This is a genomic window from Kroppenstedtia guangzhouensis (assembly GCF_014637345.1).
Lineage (GTDB): Bacteria > Bacillota > Bacilli > Thermoactinomycetales > DSM-45169 > Kroppenstedtia > Kroppenstedtia guangzhouensis.
On sequence record NZ_BMEX01000010.1, the window covers coordinates 55,529 to 67,844 of the forward strand.

Consider the following 12,316-nt stretch of genomic DNA (forward strand, 5'->3'; position numbering starts at 1 on the left):
CGAGTGGAAAGAACTACATAAAAAGAAGACAACAATCATCAAACGCATCACACAAGGAGAGTAAATCAGACGGATGAATACAAGTGGTTGTACCGTTTCAGCAACAGCATCAACAAACCGGCAATGTAAGGATTGCGATGAAGTATTTAAAACGGGTTTAAAAGTCGTAAACGTTCCAAGTGGGGTATCTACAAGAGTTGTGAAAAAAACGTTCATAGGGAGGGTTGGGTTTCACATGGGTGATTTTGGATCGTAAGAACAACGAAAAGGTCATGTGAAACCCAATCCCGACCGACCCGAACAGCACTAATTCACAACGTTTCTGCAGCGATCCGTACAAAGTAAAACTGGAACCAAACCGAATCCGACTCGAAAAGATCGGATGGATCCGATCGGCTGTCAAGTCAAGCAAGATGAACGCGTTGGAGAAGCCTTTCAAAGGGTTGCAAAGGAAGGCTTCTCGTAAAAACCAAATGAACGGGAGGCAAACCGATTGATATGGAGAATATCCTTCGCAAACGACGGGAGAAGCTCTGGTTTCGGGAGCAGAATCCTGCCGAACTGGGGAAGTGGATCCGGGAACACCGCAAGGAACAAGGGCTTCGGTTGGAAGACTTGGCAGGGGTGGGCCTTTCCATCGCCACAATCAGCAATATTGAAAGAGGAATTCCCCGGGTTCGTCCGGAGAAGTTTGCACTTCTCTTGGAAAAGTTGAATCTGGGAGAAAAGGATTGGCAGAAGAGACTGTCTTCCAGTGAAAGGGAGTGGGAGGAGACTCTTTTCACAGCTGAAATTTTCCTTCGGGCGGGTAATCCCATGGAAGCACTCCGTGAATTGGAGCGTACAGGGGAGAAGAGAGGGATGAAGAACTCCAACTATCATCTGTTAAAGGGAGAATGTTTCTTCAGGATGGGCAACCTGATCCGGGCGGAGCGTTGCTTTTTGTTGGCGATCCGACTCTCCCAAAGGGAACTGCTTGAATCGGAAGGGAATATCGAAGCGGCGGCCTACTGTGGGTTGGGGGAGATCCGGGGGAAGGAGGGGGAATGGAAGCGTGCCCTCCTCTTGACCGAAACCGGCTTGAAAAAATATGATTTCCGTAATGGAGAGAGTTATCTTCTGTTTAACCTGTGGCGGAACCGGGCGGGTTGTCTCTTGAAACTGGGTCGGAAGTGGGAAGCCCTGTCCACTCTGAAGATGGTGTGGAAATCGGTGAACAGAAGCCCCTTTTCAGATGGTGTCCTTTCCCTTTATATCCTTCGTGCCCGAACTCACCTCGGTTTGAATCAGTATGCTGAGGCCCTTCAGTTTGCCCGTGAGGGATTGAATCGCGCGGCGGCTGAAGGAAGGGTGGGAAAGATGTATGAACTGGCCGGTGTCCTGGCAGAAGCCACTCTGATGAAAGGGGACCGGGCGGGAGCCCAAAGGTACCTTCGTTTTTTGGCACGGATGGGGGATTCGGTTCCCGCAGCGGAACGGACCCAAGGATGGACTCTTCTCGGGAAGTACCACACCCAGTGTCGGAAGTGGCGGGAGGCCTCCAATTCTTTTGAAAGAGCGCGATGTTTCGGAAATGAAGCGAAACGGCCGGATTTGCTGGCCCGGGTGTATCTGGAATGGGGGGATAGCGAACAGGCCCGAAAGAACTTTACCGGGGCAATCATCCGTTATGAGGAGGGATTGCGAGTCCTTGCGGATCTCGGCGATCCGGGTCTGGAGCGGGTGTTTCGGCTTCAATTGGCGAGGTCCTGGGAAGGCAGGGATGAGAAGGAATTTCTGCGCTGTCTGCGAAAGATATACGAATTTGAATGTGGACGAGGGAGCGAGATGAAGTCTGATTCCTTTGGTGATGTTCCCCTTCCGGAGGAGAATCTCCTTGCCCGATGATAATCAAAACGAGATAGGACTTGGTATGGGAGGGGACCAGTAATGAAGGTGATCCTGTGGATCGGACATGGCAGCCGAGATCCCGAAGGGTGCCGGCAGTTTCGGGAGATGATCGTCCGGATGCAGAAACGCCTGCCGGATCGACGGATGAAGTACTGTTTTCTCGAATTTGAAACTCCGGATATTCAAGAGGGGGTGGATCGGTGTGTGGCGTGGGGCGCGACGGAGGTGACGGCGATTCCGGTTCTGTTGTTGGACGCTCTTCATTTTACAAAAGACATTCCGAGGGAACTGGATTCCGCTCTGAAAAGACACCCGAACCTCATCCTGAATTACGGTGCCCATCTGGGGTTTCATGAGAAGATGCTTCAGGTGCTCCTGGCCAGCCTGCACGAAGCGGGGGAAGATCCCCTGGGGGATAACGGGGGAACGGCTGTACTGATGGTGGGACTGGGAAGCAGTGATCCTGTGGCCAACAGCAATTTTTTTAAACTGGCCCGAATGCTGTGGGAACGCACTTTTTATGAGTGGGTGGAGTGCTCCTTTATCAGTTTGACTCGGCCCCGGTTGGAAGAGGGGGTAAAGCGTTGCCTCCGGTTGGGGGCGAAGCGCGTGGTCGTTCTTCCCTACTTTTTGTTTACCGGAAAATTGTACAAGCGGGTTATGGAGATCGTCCGATCCATTGAGGAGCGGCATCCGGAGGTTCCCTTCCGGCTCACCCCCTGTTTCGGGTTGAATCCTCTGGTGTTGGAAGTGCTTGAACAGCGGGTGGCGGAGGCGGAGGCAGGAACCTTCACCGCCTATGATCAGGATTGGATGAGAGGGTTGGCCAAACACCGATATGGAGAAAGATGAAATTCCCCTTTCGTTCCGGATCGGGGACTGTAATAACAGAAAACGGATTTGAGAATCTCACCTGAGTCAGGGTTGCCGATTCGATTCACCATCAGAATGATCAAACAGTCTTGTCCCTCAAAAGAGTCGATTCCGTTGGAATGGCTGTCCTTGATTCAGCGGGTGATGAGCCGGTTCTCCGGCTGTTGAGGTTTTTAAAGCTTCATTCTCATATTCTTTAAATCCGATCGAAAAAGTTGGTAAAAGGGATTGACATTTTACCGGGGAGCCCATTAAGATAATACTTAATCTTGAGTGGCGGAGGGACTGGGGTGGAGACGTGGGGAAAAAGGATTTAACCAAAGATGATGCGATCGCTCTTCAGATTTTGGAGATGTTGAAAGGAATGCGTTACGGATCGATCACCTTGGTGGTACAAGATGGAAAGGTGATCCAGCTGGAAAAAAGTGAAAAAGTCAGACTCTCATGAACTGTGTCGCTGACCGGAAAACCGGAGGCGGTCTCACCATAACAACAGTGGTGGGGGCCGCTTTTTTTCTTTCCAAAGGAGGTGCCCGAATGAATGGTTCATTCACCTTTGACAATTGGGATGCCAAGCAGCTTCCTCATTTTCCGATCGATGATGAGAGCAAAGGGGCCCATCAAGTGATTCGGTGGAGTTTTGATCATTATGGGGAAAATCTAGTTTATGCCTGCAGTTTTGGAGCGGAGAGCATGGTGCTGATCGACCTGTTGAGCCAAGTGTGTCCTGAGATCCGTCTGGTGTTCCTGGATACCGGATTACATTTCCGGGAGACCTATGAAACCATCGATGCGGTTCAAAAACGGTATCCGAAGCTGAATCTGGAACGAATCCGTCCGGAACAGTCGGTGGTGGAGCAGGAAGAAGTTCACGGGGAGCGGCTTTGGGAACGGAATCCGGATCATTGTTGCCATCTCCGCAAGATCATTCCCCTCCAACAGGCTTTGTCCGGTGCGGCTGCCTGGATTTCTGGTTTGAGACGGGAACAGACGCCCACCCGACGATTCACTCAGTTTCTGAATCGGGATGAAAAGTTTGGTTTGATCAAGATCTGTCCGCTAATCCATTGGACAGAAGTGGAGGTATGGGACTATATTCGGGCCCGGGATCTTCCTTATAACGAACTTCACACCTGGGGCTATCCCTCGATCGGATGTGCTCCCTGCACCCGGCCTGTTGCAAAGGGGGAGGACCCCCGGGCGGGCCGTTGGTCCGGTACGGGAAAGACCGAGTGCGGCCTTCATTCTTCATTATGGAAGAGTTGAGAAATCATGATCGGAATCGGGGCGGGATTTGTTATCGCCTTCTTTTTTGCAATGAACATCGGTGGGAGCGGGGCGGCGGCTTCCATGGGGGCAGCCTATGGTTCAGGTGCCGTCCGAAGTCGGAGGGTGGACCTTTGGATCAGTGGGGCGGGGGTGTTCCTCGGGGCGGTTTGGGGAGGAGGGGGAGTGGTCAGAACCATGGGTTCCAGGATTATTCCGGCCTCAATTCTCACGGTTGACATCGTGATCATCATATTGGCCTCCGCCTGTTTGTCCCTGTTTTTTGCCAATCGGATCGGCTTTCCCTCTCCACCAGTGAAGTGACAGTGGGAGCCGTGGCTGGTGCGGGACTCGCCTTGGGAAACGTGTATTGGCTTTCACTGCTGAAGATCGTCTTCTGTTGGCTGTTGGTTCCCATGCGGTGGGCCCATTGGTGGGAGCGGGATTTCTGTCAGTGTCCCAGGGAGTTCTATATGGTGGCTTTTTCGTCGCTCTCGGCTCGTTACTTCTTGGTGGAAGAGTTTTGGAGACCAAAAGGAGATTACTGACCTGTCTTTGCTGGAGGGGGGTCTCGTCCCCGGGACCAGGGCTTTTCTGGTGACCGGTGCCTCAGAGTGGGAACAGCTCGGAAAGGTTTTTCCCTGTGGCAGAAAAGTGTGATTGACCGGTTGGTGAAAGTGTGGGCTGTTTCGCCAGTGCTCTCCCTGGCCATCGCCTACGGATGTGTGCAGGGAGGGGTGAGGGGGGATTTCCATTCTGTCATCGCCGTGATCAGTGTGTGTCTGGCTACATGGGGAATGATCAGTCTGATCCAGTCGGTCCGCAAAGAGAGAAGCTCCTTTCATGAACATGGCGAAGGAATCTGAAGGAGGAGAAATTTTATGCAACTGAGCATTCCTCACGGGGGAAATTTGATAGATCGCTGGAATCCCGATCAAGATCTGGACTCCATCGACAAGGAGGTGGAGCTGGATGCAATTGCTTTAAGTGACTTGGAACTGATCGCAACAGGAGCTTACAGTCCCCTCACGGGGTTTCTCGGGCAGGCGGACTATCGGTCCGTGGTGGACAGGATGCGATTGGAGGACGGTACGGTCTGGCCGCTGCCGATCACGCTTCCTGTCCCGGTTAAACAGGCGGAAGGGTTGGAACCCGGTGAGAAAATCAAGTTGACAAAAGGTGGCATAGTGTACGGGGTGCTTGATCTGGAGGAGAAATATGTACCGGATAAAATCCAGGAGGCAAAGAGTGTTTACCAGACAGCCGATCAGAATCACCCCGGTGTGAAAAAACTGCTGGAGCGGCCCGATCTCTATTTGGCAGGTCCTGTCCAATTGGTTCGCCGTCTGACTCCACAGTTTCCCGGTCGTTTTTTGAATCCGGCGGCGTCCCGCGCGGCATTTGTCCGGCTGGGATGGAAGCGTGTGGTCGGTTTTCAGACTCGGAACCCGATTCACCGGGCCCACGAATATATTCAAAAGGCCGCACTGGAAACGGTGGACGGGCTCTTCCTCCATCCGCTGGTGGGAGAAACCAAGGCGGATGACCTTCCGGCGGAAGTTCGGATGGAGAGTTATGAAACGCTGTTGAAACATTATTATCCGGCTGATCGTGTTCTCCTTTCCGTTTTTCCGGCAGCCATGCGCTATGCTGGGCCACGGGAGGCAGTCTTTCACGCATTGGTTCGGAAAAACTACGGTTGCACTCATTTTATCGTAGGCAGAGATCATGCCGGAGTCGGAAACTATTACGGGACTTATGATGCTCAGAAAATCTTTCTCCGGTTTCAGGAGGAGGAGTTGGGAATCACCCCTCTGTTCTTTGAACACAGTTTCTATTGCAAGCGATGTGAAAGTATGGCTTCGGTCAAATCTTGCCCCCATGACAAAGAAGATCGTGTCATCCTGTCCGGTACCAAGGTTCGACAGATGCTCCGGCGGGGAGAACGGCCACCGGCCACTTTCAGCAGACCGGAGGTGGCTGATGTGTTGATCCGGGGTTTGCGTAAGGAACAGCTTTTCTCCAGGGAGGGACAGCCATGAAGCCATCGATTGTTTGGCATGAAGCTGCTGTAAGCAAAGAGGATCGTCGACAAATAAACGGACATGGAAGTGCCGTTCTCTGGTTCACCGGCCTGTCGGGTTCGGGAAAATCCACACTTGCCAACGCCACGGACCGGTATTTAAGCCGGTTGGGGGTGAACAGCTGTGTATTGGATGGGGACAATATCCGGCACGGGTTGAATCGCGATCTGGGTTTTACGGAGGCGGATCGCAAAGAAAACATCCGTCGGATCGGAGAAGTGGCCAAATTGTTTGTGAACAGCGGTCAGTTCGCCCTGACGGCATTGATCTCCCCCTATCGGAAAGACCGGGAAGCGGTGCGCCGGATGTTGGACGAGGGGGATTTTATTGAAATCTATGTGAAGTGTTCTCTGGATGAATGCAAACGCCGGGATCCCAAAGGACTTTATCAGAGGGCAATGAGGGGAGAGATCCCTCAATTCACCGGCATCAGTGCTCCCTATGAGGAGCCGGTGTCCCCGGAATTGGTGCTGGATTCGGAGCGGTGGAGTGTCGAAGATTCTGTTGACCGGATTTTGGAATGGTTGCAAGAACGGAATCTGATTCCGCGGGGAGGGTGAAGGATGGCATATGTGAAGCATTGGAAGGAGAATGACAAGATCAACGCTGTGGAAAAACAGAAGCTGAAGATGGACGGACTGGAGATTTTCGATAAGATTTCCCGATACGCCGAAACCGGTTTTGATTCCATCCCAAAAGAAGAGTGGCCGATGTTCAAATGGGCGGGTCTTTACCTGCAACGCCCCCGGGAAGATGGTTATTTTATGATGCGGGTGTGTGTGCCCTCGGGAATCCTTACCGGTGAGCAAGTGGAAACCTTGGCCGGAATTGCCAGGGATTATGGACGCGGTATCTATGACATCACCACCCGGCAAGCGGTTCAGTTTCATTGGCTCCGGATCGAACAGATTCCGGACATCTTTCAACGGTTGGAGAAGGTGGGGCTCTCCACTGCCGGAGCCTGCGGGGATATCACCCGCAATATCGTGGGCAACCCCTTGGCAGGGATCGACCCGGATGAATTGTTGGATACGACATGGATCGTGGAGGATCTCTTTCGTTTTTTCCAACATAATCGGGACTTTTCCAATCTGCCACGTAAATATAAGATGTCTATCAGTGCTAACTTGGGGAATGCGTCCAATGCGGAAATAAACTGTGTTTCCTTTACCCCTGCGGTCAAGGAGATTGGCGGGGAACAAGTGAAAGGGTTTCATCTCAAGGTGGGAGGAGGTCTTTCTGCCCGTCCTTTCCTGGCTAAAACCCTGGATGTCTTTATCCGGCCGGAACAAGTGAAAGAGGTGGCTGTGGCTGTCACCACGATTTTTCGGGATTATGGTTACCGGGAGAAGCGGACCCGGAATCGTCTCAAGTTTCTCGTGGCGGACTGGGGGCCGGAAAAGTTCAGGGAGAAACTGCTGGAGTATACAGGACCGCTTCCCGAAAAGGGAGAGGAACCGGTTCGGGAGTGGAACGCCGGTTACTTTTACGGGGTGCATCCCCAAAAACAGGCGGGAATCAGCTATATCGGGTTGAATGTTCCCATGGGTCGCCTGTCTGCGGATGAAGTGTTTGAGCTGGCTCGTCTGGCCCGGAAATATGGCAACGGGGAGATCCGCAACTGCAATTCCCAAAATATCGTTCTTCCCCACATTCCCGATGAGCAAGTGGATTTGCTGTTACAAGAAGAGATCTTTCGCCGAATCCGGGTGAATCCACCGAAGTTCATCGGGTATGCCGTGTCCTGCACCGGGATCGAGTACTGCAACCTGGCTTTGGTGGAGACGAAAGAACGGATGCGGCGGATTGCTCAATACCTGGATGAAGAGGTGGAGATTGATGTTCCGGTCCGGATTCACATGGTGGGATGTCCCAATTCCTGCGGACAGCGTCAGATTGCGGATATCGGGTTGCAAGGGATCAAGATGAGGTCCAAAAACAAAAAAGATTTCATCGAAGCTTTTGAGATCCATGTGGGGGGAACTCTGCAGGAAGGCGGAGAGTTGAATCGGAAGTTGAAAGGGAAAATTGACGCGGAGGATCTGGGGAGGGTATTGAGACAATTTTTGCTCTACTTTAAAGAGAATAAGCAATCGGGTGAGACCTTCCATCATTTTGTCCACCGGGTGGGAGTGACACAATTGCAACAGGTTCTGGATGGGATCTTGGAATGGAGTCCATCCCGGACAGCCTTATAAAGGAGGGTGGGGGATGTACCTCTACCGGTTGAAAGCGACCATTCAGGGAGAAAAGATCTCCGTGATTGTGGCTGCTGAAAATGACCAAGCTGCTTTTTCTCTGGTGGATATCGAGTTGGAGAAATTTTTTCTCAAACCGCCGGAGGCGGATGAAGTGACCCTGTACGAGAAGAAGCCGATCCTTCGGGGCGGCGGATTTGTTTTGATTCCGGAGGAGATGGGATGACAGTCCGATTTTTCCGGGCGGACGAAGGGAGGATTGATTTTGGATAAAAAGAGAGGTCGGGGAGGGATGACCTCAACCATTCCGACGGGAGTCCGGAAAAACCGGCCGGGGGGGAAAGTTTACCTTGTGGGAGGAGGTCCCGGCGATCCGGAATTGATCACGGTGAAGGGAGTTCGGGCCCTCCGGGAAGCGGATGTGATATTGGTTGATCGGCTGATCCATCCGGCTTTGTTGGAGTACGCCCGGCCGGGAGCAAGTTTGATCCACTGCGGAAAAAATCCGGGTTGCCCCGGCTGGAACCAAGAGGCCATCAACCAACTCATGGTAGAGCATGCACGGGCCGGCAAAACCGTCACCCGTCTCAAAGGGGGGGATCCCTTTGTCTATGGTCGAGGTGGGGAGGAGGCCCAGGTTCTGGTCAGCCACGGTGTTGATTTTGAAGTGATTCCGGGGATCACTGCAGGGATAGCCGCCCCGGCCTGTGCGGGCATCCCTGTCACCCACCGGGAATACAGTTCCACCATCGCATTTATCACGGGTCACAGAAAAAAAGGGTCGGAGGAGGAGCTTCCCTGGAAGCATCTGGCCAAGGGAGTCGATACCCTCGCGATCTATATGGGTGTGAAAAACCTCCCCTATATCCGGGAGCAACTCCTGAGCAACGGCAAGTCCCGGGATACTCCTGTCGCCCTGATCCAATGGGGAACCACCGGGGATCAATACACGCTGACAGGTATCTTGGAGGATGTGGTGGAACTCGCCCGTCACCATGAAGTAAAGAATCCGACGATGATTGTGGTTGGTGAAGTGGTCCGTCTGCGGGAGCAACTGGCATGGTTTGAGAACAGAGCTGTACCGAAGAAAGGAGAAATTATAAAGGAGTGGGGGGAAAAAGCAGGGGCATCGGCCAGTTCTTCATAGGAAGGACTGCATTGAAGCGGGATCAAAGCAAAAGGAGCGCATTCTATGCATTGGGTACCCATCATGGTCGACTTTCATGACCGGTCAGCGGTGGTGTTCGGGGCCGGCCGGGTGGCAACCCGTCGCATTCACTGGCTTCTGGATGCGGGAGCACGGGTGACAGTGGTGGCGCCGGTTGCTTCAGAATCCGTCCGGCAGTGGGCGGACAAAGGCGTGTTGACTTGGAAACAAAGAACTTTTGAACCGGAAGATCTGGATGAGGCGCAGATTGTGGTGGCAGCAACGGATTCTTCGGAAATCAACGGTTCAGTGGGGGATAGATCCCACTCCGGGCAATGGGTCAATGTCGTGGACCGGTCAGAGCGGGGGAACTTTCAGGTGCCGGCGAGGTTGACCCGGGGGCGGCTCACCTTGGCCGTCTCCACTGGAGGGGCCAGCCCTGTGTTGGCGGTGAAGATCAGGGATGCCCTGTCGGAATGCTTCGATGATACTTGGGAAAAAAGACTGGAAAAAAAGTTTCGGGAACGAAGGGAGATTAAAGAAAGCGACGTTGACAGCAAGGAGAAACAGGAGCGACTGAAGCGATTGGCGACAGATGTTCCGCTGTGAAAAAGGCTGAGACGAAACCGAGGCGTTTCGTCTTTTTTTCTGTACAGCTCATGTCCAACCTGCAGAGTTCTTTTTCCCCGAACATCGGATATCGGCGAAGATGGGTATGTACACTTTCTCCTGCGGGCGGCTTCTGCTATAATGGGGGATATTCCATAAGTGGTCTGACCACTGCCACACCGGAACCAAAGGAGTTGAAGGATTTGTCTTCTTTGCGAAAAGAAGCGCTGAAGCTGCACCTGGAACAACAGGGAAAATTGATGGTCCATTCCAAAGTGCCTGTCAGCAATTCCAAAGATCTCAGTCTTGCGTACTCACCGGGTGTGGCTGAACCCTGCAAGGAAATCCATACGAATCCGGGCAAGGTTTTCGATTACACGATGAAGGGGAACCTGGTGGCTGTTGTATCGGATGGTACTGCAGTGCTTGGGTTGGGAAATATCGGTCCCCATGCGGCCATGCCTGTGATGGAAGGAAAAGCGGTTCTGTTCAAAACATTTGCCGGTGTGGATGCCTTTCCCCTCTGTGTGGACACCCACGAGATCGATAAAATCGTGGAAACCGTAAAATTGCTTTCTCCCACCTTTGGAGGGGTCAATCTGGAGGATATTGCCGCTCCCAAATGTTTTATCATCGAAGAGCGATTGAAAAAAGAAGTGGATATTCCCGTTTTTCACGATGATCAACACGGAACGGCGATCGTGACCCTCGCCGGCCTGATCAACGCTTTGAAGATTGTGAACAAGAAGATGGAAGAGATTCGGGTGGTGGCCAACGGGGCGGGTGCCGCCGGAATCGCGATTGTCAAGCTGCTCCTCTCCCTCGGGGTGAAGGATGTCATCATGTGTGACAGTAAGGGAACCATCTATGAGGGAAGAAATGAGGGCATGAACAGTGTGAAGGAGCAAATCGCGGGAGAGACCAACCCCAGGGGCATTCGAGGATCACTGGCGGATGCGATGAAAGGGGCCGATGTTTTTATCGGTGTGTCGGTGGCCGGAGCTGTTACCCAGGAGATGGTTCGTTCCATGAACCGGGATCCTATCATCTTCGCCATGGCCAACCCTGTTCCTGAGATTATGCCCGAGAAGGCTTATGAAGCGGGTGCCAAAGTGGTGGGAACCGGTCGTTCCGATTTCCCCAATCAGGTCAACAATGTTCTCGCGTTCCCCGGTATTTTCCGAGGAGCCTTGGATGTCCGTGCCCGTAGTATCAATGAGGAAATGAAGGTGGCGGCTGCCCGGGCGATCGCCGCTCTGATCGATGAAGACCAACTCGCCTTCGACCATGTGATTCCTCCACCTTTCCAACCGGATGTGGCTCCAAAGGTGGCGGCGGAGGTGGCACGGGCGGCGATGGAATCGGGCCAAGCCCGTCTGAAAAGAGATCCCAAGGAGATTTATGAACGAACGATGCAGCTGATCCGCAATTCATCCTCTTCCGATTGATTCGGAAGAGGATGACTGTGAAGCGAGGTGTGTTTAAAAGCCGTGTTGCTGGAAGCCGGGTCGACCAAATTCCAATCCATTTTGCTCCGCATTCACGAGGTGATCGATGAAGAGGGCTTGAAGCCGGGGGACCGGATCCCATCGGAACGGGAGCTTGTCTCCCGTCTCCAGGTGGGCCGGTCCACGGTGCGGGAAGCCCTTAGGGCCTTGGAACTTTTGGGGATTATCACCACGCGGCGTGGACAGGGCACTTTTTTGCAACCTTATCGATCACATCGTCTGGTGGAGCTACTCGCTTTTTACATCCTCCGGGATGAGACCGCCCGGGATAATCTGTTGGAAATGCGGATGCTTCTGGAGACGGGGGCCGTCCGGCTGGCCGCTCTTAGGGCCCGGGAAGAAGACCTCCATGCATTGGAAGGAATCTGGTCCGCCATGAAGAAAAAAGTATTGGCGGGAGAAGTGCCGGTGGAGGAGGATTATGAATTCCACCGTCGCATGGTGCAGTCCTCCCATAACCACCTTTTGCTTCGGGTCTGGTATCCGGTGATTCAATATGGACAGACTGTGCGGGAAAACTCCCTCAACCGGTGCGGTCGACCACAACAAGCCCTTCAAGAACATCGGGATATTTTGGATGCCATCAGGGAACGGAACCCCCGCGTAGCGGAACGGAGGCTGGAAGCCCATCTGTCCGTGGCGGGCTTTTTCCGTGTGGGTGGTCAGGGTTATCGGGAGACGTAGTTGCCAGTATACCGGGCATCACATTGCTTCGCGGTTTTGTTCTGTGCTATGATGGCT

General features: G+C 53.1%; 12 protein-coding genes and 1 pseudogene. All 13 read left to right on the forward strand.

The genetic code is table 11. The features are described 5' to 3' along the window. The first annotated feature begins 498 nt into the window (after positions 1-498). The 13 genes and pseudogenes from IEV46_RS12760 to IEV46_RS12820 all read left to right on the forward strand — a co-directional run bounded on the left by IEV46_RS12760 (position 499) and on the right by IEV46_RS12820 (position 12,259). On the forward strand, positions 499-1,887 hold the full coding sequence (locus IEV46_RS12760) for a helix-turn-helix domain-containing protein (RefSeq protein ID WP_188432937.1): 1,389 nt from the start codon (positions 499-501) through the stop codon (positions 1,885-1,887). Positions 1,888-1,929: 42 nt separating this feature from the next. Then, a complete protein-coding gene (locus IEV46_RS12765; RefSeq protein WP_188432938.1) occupies positions 1,930-2,742 on the forward strand; it encodes a sirohydrochlorin chelatase in 813 nt (270 codons plus the stop codon). A gap of 352 nt (positions 2,743-3,094) precedes the next feature. Then, positions 3,095-3,211, forward strand: a complete 117-nt coding sequence (locus IEV46_RS18160) for a YezD family protein (RefSeq protein WP_373284614.1) — start codon at positions 3,095-3,097, stop codon at positions 3,209-3,211. A gap of 89 nt (positions 3,212-3,300) precedes the next feature. After that, positions 3,301-4,029, forward strand: a complete 729-nt coding sequence (locus tag IEV46_RS12775; RefSeq protein WP_188432939.1) for a phosphoadenylyl-sulfate reductase — start codon at positions 3,301-3,303, stop codon at positions 4,027-4,029. Between the two features lie 6 nt (positions 4,030-4,035). Further along, positions 4,036-4,895, forward strand: a pseudogene (locus tag IEV46_RS12780) (inorganic phosphate transporter). A gap of 15 nt (positions 4,896-4,910) precedes the next feature. After that, on the forward strand, positions 4,911-6,071 hold the full coding sequence (gene sat / locus IEV46_RS12785) for a sulfate adenylyltransferase (protein WP_188432940.1): 1,161 nt from the start codon (positions 4,911-4,913) through the stop codon (positions 6,069-6,071). Next, positions 6,068-6,673, forward strand: a complete 606-nt coding sequence (cysC, locus tag IEV46_RS12790; RefSeq protein WP_188432941.1) for an adenylyl-sulfate kinase — start codon at positions 6,068-6,070, stop codon at positions 6,671-6,673. The genes sat and cysC overlap by 4 nt, the downstream gene beginning before the upstream one ends. Before the next feature lie 3 nt (positions 6,674-6,676). Next, the gene (locus tag IEV46_RS12795) at positions 6,677-8,311 is read left to right on the forward strand and encodes a nitrite/sulfite reductase (RefSeq protein WP_188432942.1); all 1,635 of its coding nucleotides are present in this window, start codon (positions 6,677-6,679) and stop codon (positions 8,309-8,311) included. 13 nt (positions 8,312-8,324) lie between these two features. Beyond that, positions 8,325-8,537: a DUF3906 family protein gene (locus tag IEV46_RS12800; protein ID WP_188432943.1), complete on the forward strand. Its 213-nt coding sequence runs from the start codon at positions 8,325-8,327 to the stop codon at positions 8,535-8,537. A gap of 66 nt (positions 8,538-8,603) precedes the next feature. Further along, entirely contained in the window at positions 8,604-9,458 is an 855-nt protein-coding gene (gene cobA / locus IEV46_RS12805; RefSeq protein WP_188432966.1) for a uroporphyrinogen-III C-methyltransferase, read from the forward strand. A gap of 45 nt (positions 9,459-9,503) precedes the next feature. After that, complete coding sequence (locus IEV46_RS12810; protein ID WP_188432944.1) at positions 9,504-10,067, forward strand: precorrin-2 dehydrogenase/sirohydrochlorin ferrochelatase family protein; 564 nt, start codon at positions 9,504-9,506, stop codon at positions 10,065-10,067. A gap of 203 nt (positions 10,068-10,270) precedes the next feature. Then, positions 10,271-11,515, forward strand: a complete 1,245-nt coding sequence (gene ystJ / locus IEV46_RS12815; RefSeq protein ID WP_308420307.1) for an NADP-dependent malic enzyme — start codon at positions 10,271-10,273, stop codon at positions 11,513-11,515. Between the two features lie 27 nt (positions 11,516-11,542). Further along, entirely contained in the window at positions 11,543-12,259 is a 717-nt protein-coding gene (locus IEV46_RS12820) for a FadR/GntR family transcriptional regulator (protein WP_229736093.1), read from the forward strand. Positions 12,260-12,316: the final 57 nt, after the last annotated feature.

Excerpts from the sequence above, each read along its gene's own strand:
- IEV46_RS12760 (WP_188432937.1), top strand. The coding sequence starts at position 499 with ATGGAGAATATCCTTCGCAAACGACGGGAGAAGCTCTGGTTTCGGGAG.
- IEV46_RS12765 (WP_188432938.1), top strand. The coding sequence starts at position 1,930 with ATGAAGGTGATCCTGTGGATCGGACATGGCAGCCGAGATCCCGAAGGG.
- IEV46_RS12775 (WP_188432939.1), top strand. The coding sequence starts at position 3,301 with ATGAATGGTTCATTCACCTTTGACAATTGGGATGCCAAGCAGCTTCCT.
- sat (WP_188432940.1), top strand. The coding sequence starts at position 4,911 with ATGCAACTGAGCATTCCTCACGGGGGAAATTTGATAGATCGCTGGAAT.
- cysC (WP_188432941.1), top strand. The coding sequence starts at position 6,068 with ATGAAGCCATCGATTGTTTGGCATGAAGCTGCTGTAAGCAAAGAGGAT.
- IEV46_RS12795 (WP_188432942.1), top strand. The coding sequence starts at position 6,677 with ATGGCATATGTGAAGCATTGGAAGGAGAATGACAAGATCAACGCTGTG.
- IEV46_RS12800 (WP_188432943.1), top strand. The coding sequence starts at position 8,325 with ATGTACCTCTACCGGTTGAAAGCGACCATTCAGGGAGAAAAGATCTCC.
- cobA (WP_188432966.1), top strand. The coding sequence starts at position 8,604 with ATGACCTCAACCATTCCGACGGGAGTCCGGAAAAACCGGCCGGGGGGG.
- IEV46_RS12810 (WP_188432944.1), top strand. The coding sequence starts at position 9,504 with ATGCATTGGGTACCCATCATGGTCGACTTTCATGACCGGTCAGCGGTG.